Below are 23,559 nucleotides of genomic sequence, written 5' to 3'. Positions count from 1 at the left end.
CCCAAGGCGCAACGCACGCCGGAAGCGCCCGGCCCACTCGGGAAGGTCACCCGGAGTACGCGACCCGACCCGACCCGACCCGGCCTGGCCACCCACCCCGCCCCCGACCCCGCCCCCGTGCCCGGCTGTCGGGTGCCGTGCGCTACTCGGAGGCCAACTTTGCGTGTTCGTCCCGGAGTTGGCGTTTGAGGATTTTGCCGCTGGGGTTTTTGGGGAGTGACTCGGCGATCACCACATACTTGGGGACCTTGAAGCCCGCCAGGCGGGTCCTGCAGTGTTCGATCACCTCCTCTGCGGTGATCTGCTCGCCCGGGCGGGGGACGACCACCGCTGTGACCGCCTCGATCCAGTACGGGTGGGGGACGCCGAAGACCGCGGCCTCGGCCACTGTCGGGTGGGCGTGGATGGCTTCCTCGACCTCTCGGCCGGCCACGTTCTCGCCGCCGGTCTTGACCATGTCCTTCTTGCGGTCGACCACGGTGAGGTAGCCCTCGGCGTCCAGCACGCCGAGGTCGCCGCTGTGGAACCAGCCGTTGCGGAACGCCTCGGCGGTGCGATCCGGGTCGTTCCAGTAGCCGAGCATGGTGTGTGGCCCGCGGTGCACGATCTCGCCCACCTCGCCGGGCGGCACCGGGCGGTCCTCGTCGTCGACCACGGCGGTTTGTACGTTGAGCCCCGCGCGTCCCGCCGAACCCGCCTTCCGCTCCTGCTCGTCCGGGCCCAGGATGGTGGCCACCGGCGACATCTCGGTCTGGCCGTAGAAGTTGTACAGCCGCAACTGCGGCAACCGGCGCCGCAGTTCGCCCAGCACCTCGACCGGCATCGCGGCCGCGCCGTAGTAGCCCTTGCGCAGCCCGGACAGGTCCCGGGTGTCGAAGTCGGGGTGGCGCAGCAGCGCGATCCACACCGTCGGCGGGCAGAACAGCTTGGTCACCCGCTCGCGTTCGATGGTGGCGAGCAGCGTGGCCGGGTCCGGCGCGGGCAGGATGATCGACGTCGCGCCGAGGTACACGTCCGGAGTGAGGAAGCAGTGCAACTGCGCGCAGTGGTAGAGCGGCAGGGCATGGATCTCCACGTCGTCGGCGGCCATCCCGCCGTCGATGATCGCGGTCGCGTACTGGGCGATCAGGTTGCGGCCGGTCATCACCGCGCCCTTGGGGCGGGACTCGGTGCCCGAGGTGTACATGATCTGTACCGGGTCGTCGTCCAGGAGCGCCACGTCCGGCACCGGGCCGCCCTCGGCGACCAGCTCGGCGAACGGCTCCCACCCCGGAGCCGCCGGGCCGAGCACCACGCGCAGTGCCTCGCGGTCGGCCAGGGCGGCGTCGGCGGTGGCGGTCAGCTCGGGGCCGGCCAGCACGGCGATCGCGCCCGCGTGCTCCAGGACGAAGCCGACCTCGGGCGCCGTGAGCATGAAGTTCACCGGGACCGAGATCGCGCCGAGCCGGGCCAGCGCGAAGTAGGCCACCACGAAGCCGTGCGAGTTGCGGGCGAGCAGCACCACCCGGTCGCCCTTGCCGATGCCGCGCGCGGCCAGTGCCCCGGCGGCGCGCGAGACCGTGTCGTCGAGTTCGGCGAACGTCTGCCGCAGCTCGCCGTCCACCACGGCGAGCCGGTCCGGCAGTCGGGCGGCGGTACGTGTGAGCAGGTCGGCGATGCCGTGCCGGCGGGCCTGGACAGCGGTCACGGATGGCTCCTCGCCTCGGTGAAGGGTGGGGGCGTCATTGTGTCCGGCCCGGTCGTCGGGCGGAAGCGTCTCGACCCCTGAAATCGTCGTGTCGATCACCACGTCGCTAGGTAGGCTTGCGGGCATGACCAGCAGCGCAGCGTCCGCAGTCCTCGACACCGCCCGTCGCGCGCGGGAGGCCGCCGCCGTCCTCGCGCCACTGACCCGGCGGGTCAAGGACGACGCGCTGCTCGCGCTCGCCGACGCGCTCGTGGCCCGCTCGGCGGAGATCGTCGCGGCCAACGTCGAGGACGTGGAGCGGGCCCGGGCCAACGGCACCGGCGAGGCGATGATCGACCGGCTGACCCTGACCGACGAGCGGATCGCCGCGATCGCCTCCGACGTACGCGACGTGGTCGGGCTGCCCGACCCGGTCGGCGAGGTGCTGCGCGGCTCGACCCTGCCCAACGGCCTGGAGCTGCGTCAGGTGCGCGTGCCGCTCGGCGTGGTCGGGATCATCTACGAGGCCCGCCCCAACGTCACCGTCGACGGCGCCGCGCTGTGCCTGAAGTCGGGCAACGCGGTGCTGCTCCGCGGCTCCTCGTCCGCCTACCGCTCGAACACCGCCATCGTCGCGGTGATGCGCGACGCGGTCGTCGCGGCCGGCCTGCCCGCCGACACGATCCAGCTGGTGCCGGGCGAGACGCACGACTCGGTGAAGGAGCTGATGACCGCGCGCGGCCTGGTCGACGTACTGATCCCGCGCGGCGGGGCGAGCCTGATCCGCACCGTGGTCGAGGGCTCGACCGTGCCGGTGATCGAGACCGGCGTGGGCAACTGCCACGTCTACGTCGACGCGAGCACCGACCTGGAGAGGGCCGTGAACATCCTGGTCAACTCCAAGGCGCACCGGGTCAGCGTGTGCAACTCGGCGGAGACGCTGCTGGTGCACCGCGACGTGGCCGACGCCTTCGTACCGCTCGCGCTCGCGGCCCTGAAGGACGCGGGCGTGACCGTGCACGGCGACGCCGCGGTACAGGCATACTCGGCCGACGTGGTGCCCGCCACCGACGCCGACTGGGACACCGAATACCTGTCCTACGACATCGCCGCCGCCGTGGTGCCCTCGCTGCACGACGCGGTCGCGCACATCCGCCGGCACTCCTCCGGCCACACCGAGGCGATCGTCACCACCTCGCAGGCCGCGGCCCGCGAGTTCGTGGCCCTGGTCGACTCCACGGCCGTGATGGTCAACGCCTCGACCCGGTTCACCGACGGCGGCCAGTTCGGCTTCGGCGCCGAGATCGGCATCTCCACGCAGAAGCTGCACGCGCGCGGCCCGATGGGGCTGCCCGAGCTGACCAGCACGAAGTACGTGGTCGTCGGCGACGGCCACGTGCGCTCCTGATCGGCTCCGCGACCACCCGGCCGGGGACGGCGCGCCGGGCCGGGACCCGGCGCCGCGCGGCAAAGGGCCCCGGACCGGTGCCTTGAATCGGTATCCATCGGAGTGCCTGCGGTAATACTGTCTAGGAGTGCCCGATTCACCAGGGCCAGAGTTCCCGGACGGCCCAGACTTTCCCGAGTTCTCGGAGGACGAGCTCTCCTCCGTCGTCTTCGACGAGTCGTTCGTGCGCGCGGCCCGCGTACACGAACCCTCGGCGAACGAGCGTGGCGCGGCGATCGACGCTGCGCCCACACCCACCGCGGCCGCGCCCGAGCGGACCGATCGCACGGCCGAACAGGCCGACCGCTCCGACTGGTTCGACGACGGGACGTATCCACCCGACGGCGAGGACCCGTGGCGGGCCCGTACCGTACCCGGACACGACACCGCGCCGATGTTGCCGCACGTGCCGGCCTGGTTCGCGGGCGAGCCGTGGGCCAAGGCCGCGCGGACCACACGCTGGCGGCGCGGAGTGGCCTGGGTGCTGGCCCTGCTGATGGGGGTCGGCGTGGTGGCGATGGCGGTCACCGCCGTCTACCGCAGCGGATCCTCGCAGGGACCGACCGCGCCCCGGCAACCGTCGGTGGGCACCGGCCGCAGCGCGACGACCGACAACAACCCGGTGCCGGCGCCGCCCGGACAGGACACCTCCCAGGTGCGCATCACCGTCGCCCCGGGGGATTCGGGCGCGGCCGGCGGGACGACGCCCGCACCGTCCCAAGCGGCGGTGGCACGTTCGGGGCCCGGCTGAGGAGGGCGGGCCCGCGCGGCGCCGGGACCCGGTTCCGAAAGGTCGACAGCACCTCGACCTCGCCGCGGACCCGCCGCAACCCCGCGCCCGGGCGCATATCCACCCGCTCGCGCGCGACTTAAGCTGATGGTATGTCCGGACGGGGAGTACCCCCCGAAGGCCCGAACAGGGGTGGGCCCGACGGCGAGGACGAGTTCAGCGCCGTCGTATTCGACGCGACCTTCGTCCGTGCGGCGGACCTGCACGAGCCCTCCGCGCGGGAGCGGCTGCACGCGGGCAAACGACCGCATCGACAGCGCCGGGTGCTCGGCGTCCGGCTGCGCACGCTGCGCGGCGTGGCGGGTGTGCTGGTCGTCCTGCTGGTGGTCGGCGGCGCGACCTTCCTCGGCGCCCGGCGGGCCGGCACCGCCGGATCGCACCCGGAGGTCGGCCCCGCCGTCCTGCAACGGGTCTCGCTCACCCCGCCCGTGGGCTACGCGACCGGCCCGCTCCCCGCCGACCCGATGGCAGGCGGACCGGCCGCGGGCTGGGCCCGGGGCGCCGCCGGGATCGTCACCGGCGAACGCCGCGAGACGGCGCACTACTCCGCCACCCAGGTGGGCCAAGCCATCGACCTGGTCCGCGAGTTCGTGGTCGACACCCAGCTCGACCCGACCGTCCTGGGGAACGGCCGGCCGTGGGCGGCGTTGCCGCTGCTGCGCCGGGAACAGCGCGACCAACTCGGCGCGGCCCTGGCCGCCCCCCGCGACGACGACGTGTCGGCGCCCACCGGCTGGATCACCCGCTTCGACCCGGCGGAGATCCGGGTCCTGGACGCGGCACCCCGGGCGGCCGGCACGATCATGGCCGCCGAGCAGGCGCGGCGCGACCTCGTGGTCACCGCCGACGTGGTGTTCGTCTACGCCGTCGCCCAGGTCGGCGGCCCGGGCTGGACCCGCTTCGTGGTGCACCGGGTCTGGGACTTCCACACCGACGCGTCGATGCTGCACGACGGCCTCCTCCAGGTCCGTCGCATCCTGACCGTGGCCGGCCCCCAAGCCTGCACCCCGGACAACGCCACCTGGTTCCACCCCGCCTTCACCGGCCCCACCCCGGCCGACGTCCCACCCCAGGACGGCCGGATCGACCCCTTCCACCCCACCGCGCCCACCACCTGCGCCCGCATGGCGACCGTGCCGTAGCCCGCGGCACGCCCGGCCCACGTCGTACCGCCCTCAGAACGGCTGTACGCGGCCCGGTTGGATCGGGAGGGGGGCCGGGGCGGCGGCGCGTTTTTGGTAGGTGGCGCGGTCGACGACCTCCAGGCCGATCAGCTCCCACGGGGGCAGGTCCGCGCTCTGGCGGTGTTCGCCCCAGAGGCGCAGCGCGATCGCCGCGGCGTCGTGGAGGTTGGGGGCCTCCTCCCAGTAGCGCACCTCGGCGTGGTCGGCGGCGTAGCGGCCGGCGAGCAGGAACGGGTGCTCATGGGCGAGGCGTTCCAGCGCCCGCCGCACGTCCTCGGGGTCGCCGGGTGGGCCGGCCAGGGTCAGCGTGATGTGCCACATTCGGCCCGCGCCGTCCGGTTCGGTCCGCGCCGGCGTCGCCGGCTGTCCCCAGGGGCGGTCCCCACGCTCCGGCACGGCCGGCCTCCCGTCGGCGAGCTGCTGATCTTCGGTGGTCGTCGCTCAGCGGCGCAGCAGCACGAGGTCGTCGCGGTGGACGACCTCGCGCTCGTAGGCCGGACCCAACTCTCGGGCCAAGTCCCGGGTGGATCGCCCGAGCAGGCCCGGCAGTTCCTTCGCATCAAAGTTGACCAGTCCGCGGGCCACGATGTGACCGTTTTCGTCAACCAGGTCCACCGGATCGCCCGCGACGAAACCGCCCTGTACACCGGTGATTCCGGCCGGCAGCAGCGAACTGCGCCGCTCCACCACGGCCCGTACGGCGCCGGGATCGAGCGCGAGCCGACCGCGCGCGGTGCTCGCGTGGGCCAGCCACAGGAGCCGGTCCGCGGTGCGAACTCCGGTGCGGTGAAAGAGGGTTCCGGTGTCCTTGCCGGCCAGTGCGTCGGACGCGAAGCGGGTCGCGGTGAGCACCACGGGGATGCCGGCGGAGGTGGCGATGCCCGCCGCCTCGACCTTGGTGACCATCCCGCCCGTGCCGACCCCGGACTTGCCGGCCTTGCCGATCTCGATGCCTTCGAGATCGGCCGGACCGGTCACGAACGGAACCCGCGAGGACGTCGGCTTCGCCGGATCGCCGTCGTACAGCCCGTCCACGTCGGACAGCAGGACCAGCAGGTCGGCGTGCACGACGTGCGCGACCAGGGCCGCGAGCCGGTCGTTGTCGCCGAAGCGGATCTCCTCCGTGGCCACGGTGTCGTTCTCGTTGACCACCGGCACCGCGCCCATCGCCAGCAGCTTGTCCAACGTGTTGTAGGCGTTGCGGTAGTGCGCGCGGCGGGTGACGTCGTCGACGGTGAGCAGTACCTGGCCCACCCGCAGGCCGTAGCGGGCGAACGAGGCGGTGTAGCGGGCCACGAGCAGCCCCTGACCCACGCTCGCCGCGGCCTGCTGGGTGGCGAGGTCGCGTGGTCGGCGGGCCAGGCCCAGCGGCGCGAGGCCGGCGGCGATCGCCCCGGAGGAGACCAGGACGACCTCGATCCCCTCGGCCCGCTTGGCCGCTATCACGTCCACCAGGACGTCGACCCGATCCGGGTCCAGGCCACCCTGCGCGGTCGTCAACGAGGACGAACCGACCTTGACCACGATGCGGCGCGCGGAGGTCACGTCCTCGCGCGCCGCGTCGGCCCCACTGTGCACTTCAGGCCCCGCTTTCCGGTCGGGAAATTCGAGCAGGTCGCCGGACCGCGGCGCCGGTGGAGAACCACCGGACCGCGAGGCGTCAGGAGTCGTCCGAGAACGGGTCGAACTCCTCGTACTGCGTCTCGATCGCCTCGCGCTCGCGGCGCCGGTCCACCGCCGGGCGGTGCGTCTGCAGGCGGTGGTCCTCGCCGCGTCGACCCAGCATCTCGGCGCCGGCCGCGACGGTCGGCTCCCAGTCGAAGACCACGCCGGTGACGTCGTCGCCGATGACCACCTCGGCGCCGGGGACCGCGCCCGCCGACCACAGGGCCTCCTCGACCCCGAGCCGGGCGAGCCGGTCGGCCAGGTAGCCCACGGCCTCGTCGTTGGCGAAGTCGGTCTGGCGCACCCAGCGTTCGGGCTTGGCGCCGCGCACGATGAACGCCTCGTCGCGGCGGGTGACGGTGAAGCCGCTGTCGTCGACCGCGGTCGGGCGCAGCACGATGCGGGTGGCCTCCGGCGCGGGCGCCGCGTCGCGGGCACCCTGCACCTGGGCGGCCATCGCGAAGGACAACTCGCGCAGCCCCGCGCGGCTGACCGCGGAGACCGGGAACACCTTCAGCCCGCGTGCCTCCAACTCGGCCGTGACCATTTCCGCCAGGTCGTTGCCGTCGGGCACGTCGACCTTGTTCAGCGCGACCATCCGGGGCCGGTCCTCCAGGCCGCCGTAGGCGGCGAGTTCGGCCTCGATGGTGTCCAGGTCGGAGATCGGGTCGCGGCCGGGCTCCAGCGTCGCACAGTCGAGCACGTGGACCAGCGCCTTGCAGCGCTCCACGTGCCGCAGGAACTCCAGGCCCAGGCCCTTGCCCTCGCTCGCGCCGGGGATCAGTCCGGGTACGTCGGCGACGGTGTAGACGACGTCGCCGGCGGTGACCACGCCCAGGTTCGGCACCAGGGTGGTGAACGGGTAGTCGGCGATCTTGGGCCGCGCGGCGCTGAGCGTGGCGATCAGCGACGACTTGCCGGCGCTGGGGAAGCCCACGAGCGCGACGTCGGCGACGGTCTTCAACTCCAGGACGAAGTCGCCGGCCTCGCCGGGTTCGCCGAGGAGGGCGAAGCCGGGGGCCTTGCGGCGCGGCGAGGCCAGCGCGGCGTTGCCGAGGCCGCCGCGACCGCCCTGGGCGATCACGTAGCTGGCGCCGTTGCCGACCAGGTCCTCGACGAATTCCTCGTCGCCGTCGGGGAGCAGTCGCTTGACCACGGTGCCGTCCGGCACGGGCAGGATCACGTCGGCGCCGTTGGGTCCGGTGCGGTTGGCGCCGGCGCCGGGCTTGCCGTTGGTGGCCTTGCGGTGCGGGTGGTGGTGGTATTCGAGCAGCGTGGTGGTGTTGGCGTCGACGACCAGCGTGACATCGCCGCCGCGACCGCCGTTGCCCCCGTCGGGGCCGCCGAGCGGCTTGAACTTCTCGCGGTGCACCGAGGCCACGCCGTGGCCCCCGTTACCCGCCGCGACGTGCAGCACGACGCGGTCGACGAAGGTCGTCACGTGGATTCCTCCTCGGCTCCCGAGCGGGGAGCGAACACTGTGGACAAACACCCGAGGGCGGACCGAATAGGGTCCGCCCTCGGGTGTCGAAGCGAATGCCGCGGCGTGATTATTCCGCCGGGACGATGTTCACGACGCGGCGACCGCGCGCGGTGCCGAACTGCACGGCGCCGGCCGACAGCGCGAACAGCGTGTCGTCGCCACCGCGACCGACGTTGGTGCCGGGGTGGAAGTGCGTGCCGCGCTGGCGGACGATGATCTCGCCGGCGTTGACGACCTGGCCGCCGAAGCGCTTGACGCCGAGGCGCTGCGCGTTCGAGTCACGGCCGTTCCGGGTGGAAGACGCACCCTTCTTGTGTGCCATGTCGCTTCTCCCTACTTCCCGGAGTTGATGCCGGTGATCTTCAGCTGGGTGTGCTGCTGGCGGTGACCCATGCGCTTGCGGTAACCGGTCTTGTTCTTGTACTTCAGAATGTCGATCTTCTTGCCCTTGGTGTGGTCGACGACCTCGGCCGTCACCTTCACACCCGCGAGGACCCACGGGTCACTCGTCACGGCTTCACCGTCTACGACGAGAATGGCCTGGAGCTCAACTGCCGTGCCCGCCGCACCGCGAATGCGGTCGACCTGGACGACGTCACCGATGGCAACCTTGTGCTGCCTGCCACCGGCGCGAACGATCGCGTACACCGTGGATCTCTCTCTCTGCAGGGTCCGAGCCCCTGAAGCCAGCCACACCGAACAGAAATCGGGGGCCTCCTCCGAAGCTTGCGATCCGGAGGGTGGTTGCTCAGGAGCCTGTGCCTAAGCACACCAAGGGCAAAGGTTACAGGATGCCCGGGGCCGAAGGCCAAACGGGTCCGCCCGGGGGATGGCACCCCGGAGCGGACCCGTCACGGCTCAGCTTCCGCTCGCCGCCGGCACCGGCTCGGCGCCGTCCACGGCACCCTCCGGCGGTCCGGCGGGCCGGGTCGCCCGCCGCGACGTCTTGCGCGGCTTGGCGGCGGCCTTGGCCGGCTTGGCGGGCGCCGCCTCGGCCTCGGCCGGAGCCTCGGTCGCCGGCTCGGCGGCGGCGGCGGTCTTCGCGGCCCGCGTGCTCTTGGCGGCCTTGCGCGCCTTGGCGGCCGCGGCGGGTGCGGCCTCGGGCGCCGCCTCCGGCGCGGCCGACTCGGTCGGCTGCTCGACGGCCTCGGCCTCGGCCGCCTCGGCGGCGACCTTCTTGGCCGACTTCCGGGGCGCCTTGGCGGCGGTCTTCTTCGCCGCCGTGGTCTTGGCCGCGGTCTTCTTGGCCGCCGTCTTCTTGGCGGCGGCCTTGCGCACCCGCTTGGCCGGCGCGGGGGCCTCCTCGGCCTCTTCGGCGGCCTCGGCGGCCACGACCGGTTCGGCCGGTACGTCCGCGCCCTCGGTCACCGCGGGCTCGGCCTCGGGGGCCTCCACCACCGGCACCTCGACGACCTCGACCGGCGCCACCGGCTCCGGTACGACCTCCGCCTCGACGACCTCGACCGGCTCCGCGACCTCGACCGGTTCCGCGACCTCGACGACCTCGATCGTCTCGGCGACCGCGGGCACCTCGGCGACCTCCGCGACCTCGTCGAACTCCGGCACGTCCCGCTCGACCGACTCGTCCGTCTCGACGATCTCGGTGATCGGCCCGCTGCCGTTGCGGTCGGCGTTGCCCTTGTTGCGCTTGCGCCGCCCACCGCCGCTCGCCGCGCCGTTGCCGCCGTGGGTGTGTCCGCCGTTGCCGTGGCCCTTGGTCTCCGGCGCGTCCATGTGCACGATCACACCGCGCCCGTTGCACCGCTCGCAGTTCTCGGAGAAGGCTTCGAGCAGACCCTGGCCGACCCGCTTGCGGGTCATCTGGACCAGGCCGAGCGAGGTCACCTCGGCGACCTGGTGCTTGGTCCGGTCCCGGCCCAGGCACTCCATCAGGCGACGCAGGACCAGATCGCGGTTGGCCTCCAGGACCATGTCGATGAAGTCGACGACGATGATCCCGCCGAGGTCGCGCAGCCGGAGCTGGCGGACGATCTCCTCGGCCGCCTCCAGGTTGTTGCGGGTGACGGTCTCCTCGAGGTTGCCGCCCTGACCGGTGAACTTCCCGGTGTTGACGTCGACCACGACCATCGCCTCGGTGCGGTCGATCACCAGCGAGCCGCCGCTGGGCAGCCAGACCTTGCGGTCCAGCGCCTTCATCAGCTGCTCGTCGATGCGATACGTCGCGAAGACGTCCACCTCGCTGGTCCACCGCGACAGGCGCGGGGCCAGGTCGGGGGCCACGTGGCCGACGTACTCGTGGATGACGTTCCACGCCTCGTCGCCCGAGACGATCAGCTTGGAGAAGTCCTCGTTGAAGATGTCGCGGATGACCCGGACCGTCATGTCCGGCTCGCCGTACAGCAGCGAGGGCGAACTGGTCGTGATCATCTTGGACTTCTTCTTGATGTCCTCCCACTGGGCCTGGAGCCGCGTCACGTCGCGGGTCAGGTCCTCCTCGGTCGCGCCCTCGGCGGCGGTGCGCACGATGACGCCCGCGTTCTCCGGCACGATCTTCTTGAGGATGGTCTTCAGCCGGGCCCGCTCGGTGTCCGGGAGCTTGCGGCTGATCCCGGTCATCGTGCCCTCGGGCACGTACACCAGGTAGCGGCCGGGCAGCGAGACCTGGCTGGTCAGCCGGGCGCCCTTGTGGCCGATCGGGTCCTTGGTGACCTGGACCAGGACCGACTGGCCGGGCTTGAGCACGGCCTCGATCCGGCGCGGACCGCTGAAGCCCGCCGCCTCGAAGTTGACCTCACCGGCGTACAGCACCGCGTTGCGGCCCTTGCCGATGTCGACGAACGCGGCCTCCATCGACGGCAGCACGTTCTGGACCTTGCCCAGGTAGACGTTGCCGACGTAGGAGGTGGCCTGCTCCTTGTTCACGTAGTGCTCGACGAGCACGTCGTCCTCGAGCACGCCGATCTGGGTGCGGTCGCCGTTCTGGCGCACGACCATGACCCGCTCGACCGCCTCGCGGCGGGCCAGGAACTCCGATTCGGTGATGATCGGCACCCGGCGGCGACCCTGCTCGCGCCCCTCGCGGCGGCGCTGCTTCTTGGCCTCCAGGCGGGTCGAGCCCTTGACGCCCTGCACCTCGTCGGTCGGGCTGTCGGCGAGCACGTCGCGCTTGCGCGGCTCGCGGACCTTGACCACGGTGCGCTCGGGATCGTCCTGCGGCTCGCCGGCGGGCTCGTCGGCGGCCCCGTCGCGACGACGGCGCCGCCGGCGACGGCGGCTGCTGGTGGTCGCGCCGGCCTCGCTCGGGTCGTCGGGGTCCGCGTCCTCGTCGGGGCCGTCGCCGACGCCCTCGATCCGCTGCTCGTCGTCCTCGTCGGAACCGTGGTCCTCGGCGCCGTCGTCACCGCGACCGCGGCGGCGTCGGCCACCGCGCCGGCGGCGACGGGTCGGGCGGTCGCCGTCGGTCTCGTCCTCGTGCGCCTCGTGCGCCTCGGCGCCCTCGGGCTCCTCGGTCGGCTCGACCGGCTCGGCGGCGGCGACCGGGCGGCCCGCGTGCCGCTCCTGCTCGTCCTGGTAGCGCGAGTCCTGCGGCTCGGCCTCGGCCGCGCCGTGCACCTCGTCCGCCGGCAGCGCGCGGCGCCGGCGACGCCGACTGCGGGGCTCCTCGGGCGTGCTCTCCGGCTCGGCCGGGACGGTGTCCTCGGCCGGCGCGGCCACCGGTTCGGCGGCACGCTGCGGCGCCGCGAAGACCGCGGCCTGCGGGGCCTGGAACAGCGGCTGGAAGACCGGCGGCGGCGTCTTGCGCCGGGACGACGGGGCGGGCGGCTCGGCGGCCGCCTCGGGCTCGGCCTCGACCACCGGCTCGACCTCGGCGACGGGTGCCGCCTCGGCCTCCTCGACGGCCGGCACCGCGCGCTTGCGGGTACGCCGGACCCGACGCGGCGCCTCCTCCTCGGCCGGCGCGGCGGCCTCGCTCTCGGCGACGACCTCCGTCGGCGCGGCCTCGACCGCCTCCGTCGGCGCGGCCACGATCGCGGCCGTGTCGGTCACCGGCGCGGTCACCCGCTTGCGGGTACGCCGCGTCCGTCGCGGCGCCTCGGGCTCCGGCTCCGGCTCGGGTTCCGGCGCGGCGTCGACCGGTGCGGTCTCGTCGACCTCCGGCTCCTCCTCGTCGGCCTCGGGCGTCACCGCGGCCGGAACCGGCGCGGCCTCGGGAGAGGGCACGCTCGGCGGTCCGGCCGGACGGCTCGCGGCGCGCCGACGGCGGCGGGGTGCCGACGTCGTGGCCGTGTCGTCCTTCGTACTGTTGTCGTTGTCGGAAGTACCGGGGTTTACAACCCCGGAAGTACCTGATGTCTCAGGCGTGTCGTTGGGCTCGGTGTCGAGCATGCGGGTCTGTCTCCCGTCACGCTTCCGGGCGCTCCAACGCAGGGCGCCGCGCGGAAGCTTCTCTCTCACTCGCCGGTCCCGGCCTTGCGGCCGTGATCCGGGCGATAAGTCTGTCGGAAATTCAAGCCTTGGGCCTCGTGTACCCGGTCGTCACCGATTCGAGGCTTCGACGACGGGTTCTGCACCGCCCTGCGGGCCGGTTCGGAGTTCCTCGTCCCCCTGCGAGGTGTGCTCCACCGCCGATGTCGCGCGGTCGGGCGCGAGCGGGTCGGTCACCGAAACGGTCGCGGCGTCGAGCGGCCCCTGCGCCAGGCGGGTGACCGCGGCGGCGGTGGGCGTCACAAGTTCGGCGACCGTGCGAAGACCGGACAGAACGTCGTCGGGTCGAACGGCGGGTGTGGTGTGCCGGACAACCAGTCGCAGTATCGCACAGGGTGCGGCACTACCCGCATCGACACCCTGGTGACCTGCGTCGTTTCCGTCGGGGGTGGTGACGGTCAGTGCGATCACCGCCTCCCGGGCGTCGAATGTGCGCATCCCGTTCTTGCTCATCCGCTGGACCTCGACGGTCTCGGCGGCCAGGAACGCGGTGACCGCGCGCTCGGCCTCCTCGCGAGCGACCCCGTCCAGGGCCAGCTCCCAGACCGACGCCTCCAGGCGCTCGGGGAGGTTGCCGCCCTGTGCCTCGACGATCTCGACGATGTCGAGACCGTTCGGCAGCGACGCGTCCAGCAGATCCCGCAGACGGGCGGGGTCACAGTGTGTGGCCACGCCGATCTCGAGATATTCGGCTTCGCTGGCGACGCCGGTGGGCGCCGCTCCCGCGTAGGAGACCTTGGGGTGGGGGGTGAAACCGGCGGAGTAGGCCATCGGCACTTCCGCCCGACGCAGGGCCCGCTCGAACGCGCGCTGGAAATCCCGGTGGCTGGTGAACCGGAGGCGGCCGCGCTTGGTGTACCGGAGGCGCAGTCGCTGGACCGTCGGCGCGGGCGGCGGTCCCTCGGGCGTACGTCGTGCCAGTTTCGCTCAGTCCTCGACTCAAGGGGATGGACAGAAGTCGTTCCAAGACTACGGCCATGGGACGGGTCGGGTCAGCGCCCCCCGATTCCGAGGGCTCTGAACACCTCGGCGGTGGCCCTGCCGATCGGCCGGAGAACGGCCCGACCGACCCAGCGGCACGGCGCCACGACCAGAACTCGCCCCACGGCGCGGATGGCCCTGCCGATCGGCGTGAGCACATTGCGCCAGGCCCAGGCCACCGGCAGCACCACCAGATGCCGCCAGACCACCGCGATGCCGCGACCGATCGGGACCAGCACCGCGCGCCACAACCAGGACAGTGGCCGGACGATCAGGAAGTTGAGCACCGCGGTGGAGACGTCCCACGCGAACCGCAGGGCGAGCAGCGTCGCGCGCCCGATCGGCCGCAACACGTGCCGCCACAACCACGCGCCGGGCACGAGCAGGAGGTGGCGGAACAGGAAGGCGAGCGGTCGGTATACGAGCCGGGTGAACACCCACGCGAGCGCGTTGCCGAGCGGGACGAGGATGTGGCGGCCGACGAAGCTCAGCACCGGGTACAGGAACCAGTCCCACAGCAGCTTCTTCAGCCCCCGCAGGATCGGATACAGGAACCAGTCCCAGAACAGGAACTTGATCCCCCGGCCGATCAGCCGCACCAACTCCCACAGCAGGCGCAGCGGGACCACGATGACCAGCGCGATGATCCGGGCGGGCCAGCGGACCACCGTGTACAGGCAACCCTCGCCCGGCTCGGGGCCGGTGCGCGGCGGGTACGCGTGGTCCGCGTGCTGTTGCCACGCCGGCGGCTCCGGCCGACCCGGTGGTGGATTCGCGCGGGACGGCTCCCACGGAACCCGATCCGGTTGCTCCCCGTTTGCAGTCACCCGGGAAGATTAGTGGTCCCGCCCCCGGTGAGGAGGCGGGACCGGCATTGCTGCTTTATGTGACTATCCGACTACTTGGCAGTGCTGCCAGTGGCGGTCCACCGGCCCCGTGATCGCCGGTGCCCACGGGTGTGGCCTGTGTGACGCCTATATATAGGGAGAGCGAGCCGCTTCACGCGGGCCGTCCCCCGGCCCCGCCCTCGGGTGCTCGCTTCCCCCCGCTCGACGGCGGCGTGTGACCGTCGGGCGGCGTCTCACCGTCCGGCGTCGGCCCGGGTTCGCCGCGGCGGCCGGCGAACCGGTCCCGGAGCTTGCCGCCCGCGTCCGCCGCGCCGTCGGCGAGGTCGCGCAGCAGGCCGAACAGCGGGTCCGTGGTGGTGCGTACGGACTCGCGGTAGGCGTTCGCCGAGGCCTTGGCCTCCTCGCGCACCGACGCGTTCGGGTCGTCCTCGCGACGCGGATACTCGCCGGCCAGAATCCGCCGATAGTCGTCCCCGTCCGCCCACTTGCGCAGTTCGGCGACCCGGACCACCGGGAACGGGTGGGAACGGCCCAACAGGTTCATCAACTTGAGCACGCTGTCGCGCAGGTCGCCGGCGCCCTCGTACTCGGCGGCCTGCTCCAGGAACGCGTCGGTGCTCATCTCGTGCAGCTGCGAGCCGCCCGCGACCTTCATCAGCGCGCGCATCGACACCTCGGGGTCCTGGCCGACCAGCAGGCCCGCCCGGTCGCAGGACACCTCCGACTTGCGGAACCACTCCTGCAACGCGGTGATGATCGCGTGCACGCCGATCGTGCCCAGCGGGATCCCGGACAGCGCGGCGGCGAACCGGGTCAGGATCAGCAACATCGTGCGGTACACGGCGTGTCCGGACAGGATGTGCCCGGTCTCGTGCCCGATCACCGTGCGCATCTCGTCGTCGTCGAGCAGTTCGACCAGGCCCGAGGTGACCACGATGAACGGCTTGTCCATGCCGATCGCCATCGCGTTCGGCTGCGGGTCCTGGGTGACGAACAGCTCCGGCACGGTGGGCAGATCCAGGATGTACGCCGACTCGCGGGCCATCTCGTGCAGGCGGTGGAACTGCTGCTCGCCCGCCCGGACCGACCCCGCCAGGAAGGCGAGTCGGATCGCCCGCTCGGACACCAGACCCGACATCTGTTTCAGTACGAGATCGAAACCGCTGAGCCGGCGCATCGCCACCAGCGCGGCGCGGTCGGAGGGATGTTCGTAGGCCCGGGAGGAGATCCCGGGGAATCGTCGGCGTCCCTCGAACGGTCCGACCGTCTTGTCGTCCGGCATGCTGCGCCCCCTAGCCTCGAGCAATCCACGTCCACCCTAGGCACATCCGACCCCCGGGGCCGAGGGTCGTCCCTGGAACCTGGCCGCGCGCCTCACCCTCCGCGCCCGTACGATGTCGTCCGCACACGTCGGCAAAAACTACGCAAGGGCTGACCACGGATGACCCAGCACGCCACGACCGTCCTCACCACGCTGGCCAACGAGAGCGGCAAGCACGAGAACCTGAACGCGCTGGGTGCCGGCATCGGTGCGCTGGCCACGCTGCTCATCCTGCTGTTCGTCGTGACGCGCTTCAACAAGGACCGCTGAGCCCGCGGTCCGAACCCGGACGGCCGCGTCCGGTTCGCCGAACCTCCCCGTTCCCGCCGGGTGGCCCGTTGCCGCCCGGCGCTTCGTCATGCGCGTTAAGGTGACGCCAGGTCAGGGGAGGCCGGGGAGGGCTCGATGCGTACATTCGCCATGGGCGAGAAGACGAGGCTGGACGAATCCGCCATCAGGGTGGAGTTCGACGTGTCGGGCGAGGGCCTGGCCGCGTACTGCTTCAGCCTCGGGACGGCGGATCTGGATGTGGTCTGTACCGCCCGGCCCGCGTCGCTGACGAGCGCGGTCGCGCTCGTGGCCGGCGGGACCGGGATCGCCGAGTTCCACGTGGACCTGTCCGCCGTGGACGACGCGGTGGACCGGCTGGTGTTCGCGATCGGCGCGCGGGAGCCGGGGTTCGGTGCCGGGTCGCACCTGCGTCTGCTCGGCGCAGACGGCGAGATCGGCCGATTCGTGCTGCCGGTGGGCGAGTCGACCCGGGAACGGGCGCTGATCCTGGCCGAGGTCTATCGGCGGGACGGGTGGCGGTTCGGCGCGGTGGGACAGGGTTACGAGGCGGGCCTGGACCAATTGGTGCGGGACCTGGGCGCGGAGCCCGACCAGGCGCTGTTCACGGCCGCGGTGATGGCGGACCCGGTGGTACCGGACGCGGCGGCGCACGTCGAGCCGGCACCGGAACCGGCCGGGGGGTCGGAGGCGGAGCCCGCACGGGTGTCCGAGGCCGAGCCCGCGGTCGACCCCGAGCCCGCTCCGGAACCCGAGGTCGGGTCCGAGGCCGAACCCGCGCCGGCCGCCTCGGCCGACGTCGTGCCGGAACCACCGCTCCAAGCCGAGCAGTTGCCGGAACCGCAGGCCGCGCCCGACCCCGACCCCGACCCCGACCCCGCCGACGCCGCCCCGCTCTCGCCCCGCCCCGCGCCCGCCGTCGAGTACGAGGGCCGCGGCGACCGGGTCCTCTCCATCGAGCGCCCCGTCGACGCCGGCCCCTTCCTGATCGAGTTGGAGGCCCGGGGCACCGAGAACTTCGTGGTCTGGACGCTGGACGCCGACCTGGAGACGGACAAGCTCCTGGCCAACACGATCGGCACGCACCGGAGCCGGGCCCTGGTGGACGAACGCGGCACGCGTACCTCGCGCCTGAAGATCGAGGCCGACGGCGCGTGGACCGTCCGCCTGCTCACCCCCGAGGCCGCCCGGCCGCTCACCGACCGGCTGGAGGGCACCGGCCCCGAGACGGTGCGCTGGGCCGGCCCGCGCACGGTGGTCGCGATGACGCACGCCGGCGGCAGCAACTTCATCGTCGGCACCTTCACCGAACACGGCGGCGACGAGGCCTATCTCGGCACCCTGGCCAACGTGATCGGCGACTACGAGGGCGAGTCGATCCTGCCCAAGGGCCCCTGCCTGATCGAGATCGAAGCCGACGGCGCCTGGACCCTGGCCACGATCCCCGACTGACCCGGCGGCACCCCCGCACCCCCGCACCCCCGCCGCTCGTTGCGACACCCGACATCGACACGCCACCATTCGGGGGAGTTGGCGGGATGGAGGTTGGTTCCTTGATCTGCTGATCAGGTGAACCACATGCCTCGTCGTCACGGGCTCCTGGCCGTCGCGCTCGCGTTGGTCGCCTCCGTCGTCGTCGGGTGCGGGGGCGGTGGCTCGGGGGCGCCCGAGCTGAACTGGTACGTACCGCCGGACAACGGGGCCTATCAAAAGCTCGCCGACCGGTGCAGCCGGGCGTCCGGCGGCGCCTATCGGGTCAAGGTCTCGGTGTTGCCCACCGACGCGTCCGGACAGCGCGAGCAACTGGTGCGCCGGCTCGCCGCCAAGGACTCCTCGATCGACGTGATGGCGCTCGACCCCGTCTTCGTACCGGAGTTCGCCGAGGCGCGCTTCCTGCGCCCGTTCACGGCGGCCGAGGCCGCGACGCTGACCGACGGCATGCTGAGCAGCGCCGTGGAGTCCTCGGGGTGGCGGGGCCGACTGGTCGCCGCGCCGTTCCGGGCCAACACCCAACTCCTGTGGTACCGCAAGTCGGTGGCCGCCGAGGCCGGACTCGACCTCACCCGGCCGATCGGCTGGGACGACCTGATCACCGCCGCGGAGAAGACGCACAAGACCGTCGCGGTGCCCGCCAAGCGCTACGAGGGCCTGACCGTGTGGGTCAACGGCCTGGTCACCGGCGCCGGCGGGGCGATCGTGCGGGACGTGGAGAAGGGTGTCGACCTGACGCCCGCACTGCGCGAGGGCGGCGCGGGCAGGCGAGCAGCCGAGGTGATGCGCCGCCTCGGCCGCTCCTCCGCCGCACCGACCAACCTGGCCACCTCGATCGAGGACGACACCCGGACCGTGTTCCAGTCCGGCTCCGGCGGCTTCATGATCAACTGGACGTACGCGCGCGGCGCCGCGGCCGAGGCGGTCGACGGCGGCGAGCTCTCGCGCGAGGTACTGGACGACTACGGCTGGGCCCGCTACCCGCGGACCGATCCCGACAAGCCGTCCAAGCCGCCGTTCGGCGGGATCTCACTGGGCGTCGGCCGCTACGGCGAACACCCCGCCGAGGCGGTGAGAGCGGTGCGCTGCGCGGGCACCCTGGAGAACCAGATCACCTACATGCTGGAGTCGAAGGAGACCACGGCCAGAGCCGCCGCCTACGACGATCCGGGCGTCCGCGCGGCGTTGCCGATGGCGGATCTGATCAAGGAGTCCCTCGACCAGGCCGGTCCGCGTCCGCGCACCCCCTACTACAACGACGTCTCCGCGGCGGTGCAGCGCGAGTACCACCCGCCCGCCGACGTCGACCCGAACTCCGCCCCCCGCGCCACCGACGACCTCATCACCGGGGTCCTGCACGACAAGGTGCTGCTGTGAGCACGGCATCCGCGACCCGCACCGCGCCTCGGCACAAGAAGCCCCGGAAACAGCTCGACCACGCGCAGCGCATGCGCCGCACCGGTTGGCTGCTGTCCGCACCCGCCGTGCTGATCATGCTCGCGGTCGCGATCGCGCCACTGGTCGACGCCGTGTGGCTCTCGCTCTTCCACAAGCGGCTGACCACCCCGGACGCCGATTCGTTCGCGGGTCTGTCGAACTACTGGGTGGTGCTCAAGGACCCGCTGTGGTGGACCGACGTGTGGACCACCCTCGCGCTGACCGTGGTCACCGTCTCGGTCGAGTTCGTGATCGGCTTCGGGCTCGCCCAACTGATGCAGCGCGCGCTGTACCTGCGGCGCACGCTGCGCACCATCGTGCTGATCCCGTACGGCATCGTCACGGTCGTCTCCGCCTACGCCTGGCGCTACGCGTTCGACCCGTCCACCGGGTTCGTCAACGACTGGCTGGGCACCGACGTCGCCTGGTTCGACCACCGCTGGACCGCACTGTTCGTGATCGCCCTCTCGGAGATCTGGAAGACCACGCCGTTCATGTCGCTGCTGCTGCTCGGCGGCCTGATCCAGGTCTCCCCGGACGTGCACGAGGCCGCGCGGGTGGACGGCGCGGGGCCGTGGCAGCGGCTCACCCGGGTCACCCTGCCGATCATGAAGCAGGCGATCCTGGTCGCGCTGCTGTTCCGGACCATGGACGCGTTCCGCATCTTCGACTCGGTCTTCGTGATGACCGGCGGCGCCAACGACACCGAGACGGTGTCGTTCCTGGCCTATCGCCAACTGGTCGGCCGTACCGCCCTGGGTCTGGGTTCGGCCATCTCGGTGCTGCTGTTCGCCTGTGTGCTGCTGATCGCGTTCCTGTTCATCAAGCTCTTCCGTACCGACGTGAGCAAGCTCGGGAGCCCCGCGTGAGTCAGCCGAGCCCGGCCCGCGAGGGCGTGCGCACCCTGGTCGGCGTCGTGGTGATCGGGATCACCGTGCTCCCGCTGGCCTGGATGCTCTCGCTGTCCTTCAAGGGCGGCGACGACATCAACAACGCGCAGTTCCTGCCCAGGACCTGGAGCCTGGACAACTACCGCACGGTCTTTCGCAACGACCTCTTCACCGACGCGCTGCGCAACTCGATCGGCATCTCGCTGATCGCCACCACGATCGCGGTCGCCTGCGCCACCGGCACCGCGTACGCGATCGTGCGGATGGAGTTCCCGGGCAAGCGGTTGATCCTGCTCGGCGCGTTGGCGATCGCGATGTTCCCGACCATCGCGGTGGTCGGCCCGCTGTTCGACATGTGGCGCACGATCGGCCTGTTCGACACCTGGATCGGGCTGATCCTGCCCTACCTGTCGTTCACCATGCCGCTGTCGATCTGGACGCTGACCTCGTTCTTCAAGCAGATCCCGTGGGCCCTGGAGGACGCCGCGCGAATCGACGGCGCCTCCGCGTGGCAGGCGTTTCGATACGTGATCGCGCCGATGGCGGTGCCGGCCGTGGTGACCACCGCGATCCTGGTGTTCTTCTTCGCCTGGAACGACTTCGTCTTCGCGGTGTCGCTGACCTCGACCAACAACTCCCGTACCGTACCCGCCGCGTTGGCCTTCTTCACCGGCGCCTCGCAGTTCCAGCAGCCCACCGCCGCGATCGCGGCGGCCTCCGTCGTGGTGAGCATTCCGGTGGTCGTCCTGGTGCTCGTCTTCCAGAAGCGGATCGTCGCGGGGATCACCTCGGGGGCGGTCAAGGAGTAGGGGCGCGCGCTCGGGGAGCGCGGAACGATAGATTCTCGCGCCATGAGCGAGCGGAACAGACGTGTCGGTGTCATGGGCGGCACCTTCGATCCCATCCACCACGGGCACCTCGTCGCCGCGAGCGAGGTGGCGGGCCAGTTCGAGCTCGACGAGGTCGTGTTCGTGCCGACCGGTCGACCCTGGCAGAAGTCCGCGCAGGACGTGTCCTCGCCCGAGGACCGATACCTGATGACGGTGATCGCCACCGCGTCCAACCCGAGGTTCTCGGTGAGCCGGGTGGACATCGACCGCGAGGGCGAGACGTACACCCTCGACACCCTGCGCGACCTGCGCGAGTCCTCGCCCGAGGGCACCGAAATATTCTTCATCACCGGCGCCGACGCGCTGTCCCAGATCTTCTCCTGGCACAACGCGCACGAGATGTTCGAGCTCGCGCATTTCGTGGGTTGCACCCGTCCGGGGCACACTCTGTCCGACCCGGGTTTCCCGGACGGCGGCGTGAGCCTGGTGGAGGTCCCCGCACTGGCCATCTCGTCGACCGACATCCGTGCAAGGGTGGCCGGGGGCGATCCGGTCTGGTACCTGGTACCGGACGGGGTCGTTCAATACATCAGCAAGCGGGGGCTGTACCGGGGAGCTTCGTGAGCAACGACGACCGGCGCGAGTGGGAGCCTTACGGCACCGAGCGAGGGGACGGCGGGCAGACGCAGGAACCGTACGGCTCGGGGCGGGGCGACGGCGGACACCCGGGATACCCCGCACAGCCGCCGGCGGGATCGGGCCCGGAGGGGCTGGAGCCGGTGAACTTCGCGCCGCAGCAGTACCCGTACGACCCGAACGCCGGTTACGACCCGAACGCGGCCTATGACCCGAACACCGGTTACGGCGCGGGTGGTTACGACCCGAACGCGTACGGGTCCGGGGCCTACCCGGCGGCGAATCCCGGTCCGGACCCGAACGGGTACGGCCAGGGAACGGGCGCCGGGACGTACGACGGGAGCGGCGGCTACGGCACGGGCTACGCCCCCGACGCCGGCGCCTACCCGCAGGGTGCGTACACCCCCGGCACGTACGACCCCACCGGCTACACCTCCGGCGGCTACGACGCCAACGCGTACGACCCGAACCCGTACGACCCGAACGCGTACAACCCCAACGCCTATGATCCGGCGGCCCCTTCGGGCGAGGCGTATCCGCAGCAGGGCAACCGGGGCGGATACCCGGACGCGCCGCAGGGCCGCCCCGAACCGCAGCAGCCCACCGCGTACTACGAGCAGCCCCCCGCCGCGCCCGCGCCGCCCACGCCGCCCGTGGTGCCGGCGAGCCGGCCCGGGTCGGCCGCGTCGCTGCCGGCGGCCGGTACGGACCCGGCCTCGATCGGGGTCGCGGCGGGGTCGACGCCGGTGCGGCCGTCGCGCTCGCGGTCCGCGGGGGCGAAGGGCGACTCGACCGCGTCGGCCCCGCCCGCCGCGAGGGCCGAGGCCGGCTCGACCGGGGACGGTCGGGTGCCGCCGCCGAGGACCCGCCGCCCGGGTCCGGGGCGGCCGGGACGACCCGGCTACGGCTCGGACGAGTTCGCCTTCGTCGACGACGAGAGCGAGCAGGCCGAGGACGTCATCGACTGGCTCTCCTTCGCCGAGACGCGTTCCGAGCGCCGGGACGAGAAGCGCCGGGCGATCCGGACCCGGCTGATCGCCCTCGTCGTGGTGATCGCGGTGGCGCTGCTCGGTGTCGGCGGCTGGTTCGCCTGGGACACCTGGCTGCGGGACGAGAAGAAGGTCGCCGCGCCGGGCAAGAACGGCGGCGTGCTGGTGCAACTGCGCGGCAAGGACGGCCGCGCCTCGGCCAACGCGCTGCTCACCGTCGACCCGGCGAAGAACACCGCGTCCATGGTCAGCGTGTCCTCGGTCACCATCGTCAACTCCGACAACAGCTCCTTCCCGCTCGGCCAGTTGATGGCCGACGAGGGGCCCGGCGCGTCCCGGGACGCGCTGTCCGACCTGCTCGGGGTCAAGCTGGACGGCTCCTGGGTGGTCTCCGAGCCGGTCCTGCAGGGCCTGGTCGACCTCGCGGGCGGCATCCAGCTGAACGCCGACGTCGAGATCAAGGGCCAGGACGGCAAGGTCCTGGTCGGGCAGGGCCGCAACCCGGCGAACGGGGTCGCGGCGCTGGCCTTCGCCACGTACAAGCAGCCGGGCGAGTCGCCGACGGTGACCGGAGACCGGTTCGGCCGGGTCCTCCAGGGCCTGCTGACCGCGTTCCCGACCCAGCCCGACGCGGTCCTGACGCTGCTCGCCAACATGGCGAACCTGCCGGATCCCTCGCTGCCGGACGACAAGCTCAGCACGCTCCTGGCGAACCTGGCGAAGGCGACCCAGGCGAAGCTGTTGCAGGTCCGGGCGCTGCCGGTGTCGCCGGAGGGCATCCTGGACATCAACGCCGCCGTCCCGATCGTGCGCGAGCTGCTGGGCGGCACCGTACGCCAGGGCCGGGTCGAGGCGGGTCCGGCACGCGTGATGGTCGAGGACGCGAGCGGCAAGAACGGCGCCCAGGAGGACGCGCACGCCAAACTGCTGAACGCGGGCGTCACCTACGTCCCCGGCGGCGCGTCGGGCAAGCGCGCACAGCCCACGTCGGTCGTGCAGTACTCCAACGACGCCCGCAAGGTGGACGCGGAACAGGCCGCGCTGACCCTGCACCTGCCGCCGACCTCGGTGAAGAAGGCGACGGGGGAGATGCTGGCGGACGTGGTGGTCACGCTCGGTCAGGACTACGCGTTCGAGGCGCCCAAGTCGTAGCGGCGGCGCTTTTCG

The 23,559-nt window shown here is 72.1% G+C and carries 20 protein-coding genes; 10 read left to right on the top strand and 10 right to left on the bottom strand.

What is annotated here, in order from left to right:
• Nucleotides 1-142: 142 nt before the first annotated feature.
• Nucleotides 143-1,687: a fatty acyl-CoA synthetase gene (locus EMA17_RS20670; protein WP_126638540.1), complete on the bottom strand. Its 1,545-nt coding sequence runs from the start codon at nucleotides 1,685-1,687 to the stop codon at nucleotides 143-145.
• A 124-nt stretch (nucleotides 1,688-1,811) separates the two neighbouring features.
• Here EMA17_RS20670 and EMA17_RS20665 point away from each other — a divergent pair, with 124 nt between their 5' ends.
• The 3 genes from EMA17_RS20665 (at nucleotide 1,812) to EMA17_RS20655 (ending at nucleotide 5,045) form a co-directional block, all read left to right on the top strand.
• Nucleotides 1,812-3,074 carry a glutamate-5-semialdehyde dehydrogenase gene (locus EMA17_RS20665; RefSeq protein WP_126638539.1) on the top strand — a complete coding sequence of 421 codons (1,263 nt, stop codon included), beginning with the start codon at nucleotides 1,812-1,814 and terminating at the stop codon, nucleotides 3,072-3,074.
• A 127-nt stretch (nucleotides 3,075-3,201) separates the two neighbouring features.
• Entirely contained in the window at nucleotides 3,202-3,864 is a 663-nt protein-coding gene (locus EMA17_RS20660; RefSeq protein ID WP_126638538.1) for an SCO2584 family spore wall biosynthesis protein, read from the top strand.
• Between the two features lie 131 nt (nucleotides 3,865-3,995).
• Nucleotides 3,996-5,045 (top strand): SCO2583 family membrane protein, encoded by a 1,050-nt coding sequence (locus tag EMA17_RS20655; RefSeq protein WP_126638537.1) that lies wholly within the window; start codon nucleotides 3,996-3,998, stop codon nucleotides 5,043-5,045.
• A gap of 33 nt (nucleotides 5,046-5,078) precedes the next feature.
• Here EMA17_RS20655 and EMA17_RS20650 read toward each other — a convergent pair whose 3' ends face one another.
• The 9 genes from EMA17_RS20650 to EMA17_RS20610 all read right to left on the bottom strand — a co-directional run bounded on the left by EMA17_RS20650 (nucleotide 5,079) and on the right by EMA17_RS20610 (nucleotide 15,792).
• Nucleotides 5,079-5,483 (bottom strand): DUF8830 family protein, encoded by a 405-nt coding sequence (locus tag EMA17_RS20650; RefSeq protein ID WP_246126784.1) that lies wholly within the window; start codon nucleotides 5,481-5,483, stop codon nucleotides 5,079-5,081.
• A 45-nt stretch (nucleotides 5,484-5,528) separates the two neighbouring features.
• A complete protein-coding gene (proB, locus tag EMA17_RS20645) occupies nucleotides 5,529-6,632 on the bottom strand; it encodes a glutamate 5-kinase (protein WP_126638567.1) in 1,104 nt (367 codons plus the stop codon).
• A 115-nt stretch (nucleotides 6,633-6,747) separates the two neighbouring features.
• Nucleotides 6,748-8,193 carry a GTPase ObgE gene (gene obgE, locus EMA17_RS20640; protein ID WP_126638536.1) on the bottom strand — a complete coding sequence of 482 codons (1,446 nt, stop codon included), beginning with the start codon at nucleotides 8,191-8,193 and terminating at the stop codon, nucleotides 6,748-6,750.
• 109 nt (nucleotides 8,194-8,302) lie between these two features.
• The gene (gene rpmA / locus EMA17_RS20635) at nucleotides 8,303-8,557 is read right to left on the bottom strand and encodes a 50S ribosomal protein L27 (protein WP_020550744.1); all 255 of its coding nucleotides are present in this window, start codon (nucleotides 8,555-8,557) and stop codon (nucleotides 8,303-8,305) included.
• Nucleotides 8,558-8,568: 11 nt separating this feature from the next.
• Nucleotides 8,569-8,883 (bottom strand): 50S ribosomal protein L21, encoded by a 315-nt coding sequence (gene rplU / locus EMA17_RS20630; RefSeq protein ID WP_078977259.1) that lies wholly within the window; start codon nucleotides 8,881-8,883, stop codon nucleotides 8,569-8,571.
• A gap of 210 nt (nucleotides 8,884-9,093) precedes the next feature.
• Nucleotides 9,094-12,582 carry an Rne/Rng family ribonuclease gene (locus EMA17_RS20625; protein ID WP_126638535.1) on the bottom strand — a complete coding sequence of 1,163 codons (3,489 nt, stop codon included), beginning with the start codon at nucleotides 12,580-12,582 and terminating at the stop codon, nucleotides 9,094-9,096.
• Nucleotides 12,583-12,732: 150 nt separating this feature from the next.
• Nucleotides 12,733-13,602 carry a TIGR03936 family radical SAM-associated protein gene (locus EMA17_RS20620; protein ID WP_126638534.1) on the bottom strand — a complete coding sequence of 290 codons (870 nt, stop codon included), beginning with the start codon at nucleotides 13,600-13,602 and terminating at the stop codon, nucleotides 12,733-12,735.
• Between the two features lie 71 nt (nucleotides 13,603-13,673).
• Nucleotides 13,674-14,489 (bottom strand): hypothetical protein, encoded by an 816-nt coding sequence (locus EMA17_RS20615; RefSeq protein WP_126638533.1) that lies wholly within the window; start codon nucleotides 14,487-14,489, stop codon nucleotides 13,674-13,676.
• Nucleotides 14,490-14,661: 172 nt separating this feature from the next.
• Nucleotides 14,662-15,792, bottom strand: coding sequence for a M48 family metallopeptidase (locus tag EMA17_RS20610; RefSeq protein WP_246126783.1), 1,131 nt, complete (start codon nucleotides 15,790-15,792; stop codon nucleotides 14,662-14,664).
• A 159-nt stretch (nucleotides 15,793-15,951) separates the two neighbouring features.
• Here EMA17_RS20610 and EMA17_RS52565 point away from each other — a divergent pair, with 159 nt between their 5' ends.
• The 7 genes from EMA17_RS52565 (at nucleotide 15,952) to EMA17_RS20580 (ending at nucleotide 23,544) form a co-directional block, all read left to right on the top strand.
• Nucleotides 15,952-16,101: a hypothetical protein gene (locus EMA17_RS52565; protein ID WP_170222196.1), complete on the top strand. Its 150-nt coding sequence runs from the start codon at nucleotides 15,952-15,954 to the stop codon at nucleotides 16,099-16,101.
• 135 nt (nucleotides 16,102-16,236) lie between these two features.
• The gene (locus EMA17_RS20605; RefSeq protein ID WP_126638532.1) at nucleotides 16,237-17,571 is read left to right on the top strand and encodes a TerD family protein; all 1,335 of its coding nucleotides are present in this window, start codon (nucleotides 16,237-16,239) and stop codon (nucleotides 17,569-17,571) included.
• A 126-nt stretch (nucleotides 17,572-17,697) separates the two neighbouring features.
• On the top strand, nucleotides 17,698-18,987 hold the full coding sequence (locus EMA17_RS20600; protein WP_126638531.1) for an extracellular solute-binding protein: 1,290 nt from the start codon (nucleotides 17,698-17,700) through the stop codon (nucleotides 18,985-18,987).
• Complete coding sequence (locus EMA17_RS20595) at nucleotides 18,984-19,916, top strand: carbohydrate ABC transporter permease (RefSeq protein WP_126638530.1); 933 nt, start codon at nucleotides 18,984-18,986, stop codon at nucleotides 19,914-19,916. The genes EMA17_RS20600 and EMA17_RS20595 overlap by 4 nt, the downstream gene beginning before the upstream one ends.
• A complete protein-coding gene (locus EMA17_RS20590; protein ID WP_126638529.1) occupies nucleotides 19,913-20,746 on the top strand; it encodes a carbohydrate ABC transporter permease in 834 nt (277 codons plus the stop codon). Before EMA17_RS20595 ends, EMA17_RS20590 begins: the two co-directional genes overlap by 4 nt.
• Before the next feature lie 42 nt (nucleotides 20,747-20,788).
• A complete protein-coding gene (gene nadD, locus EMA17_RS20585) occupies nucleotides 20,789-21,391 on the top strand; it encodes a nicotinate-nucleotide adenylyltransferase (protein ID WP_126638528.1) in 603 nt (200 codons plus the stop codon).
• Entirely contained in the window at nucleotides 21,388-23,544 is a 2,157-nt protein-coding gene (locus tag EMA17_RS20580) for an LCP family protein (protein ID WP_126638527.1), read from the top strand. Before nadD ends, EMA17_RS20580 begins: the two co-directional genes overlap by 4 nt.
• Nucleotides 23,545-23,559: the final 15 nt, after the last annotated feature.

The organism is Embleya hyalina (genome assembly GCF_003967355.1).
In the GTDB taxonomy this organism is placed as follows: domain Bacteria; phylum Actinomycetota; class Actinomycetes; order Streptomycetales; family Streptomycetaceae; genus Embleya; species Embleya hyalina.
The sequence above is the reverse complement of the archived record's forward strand: the minus strand, read 5'-3'. Positions and strand labels throughout refer to the sequence as shown.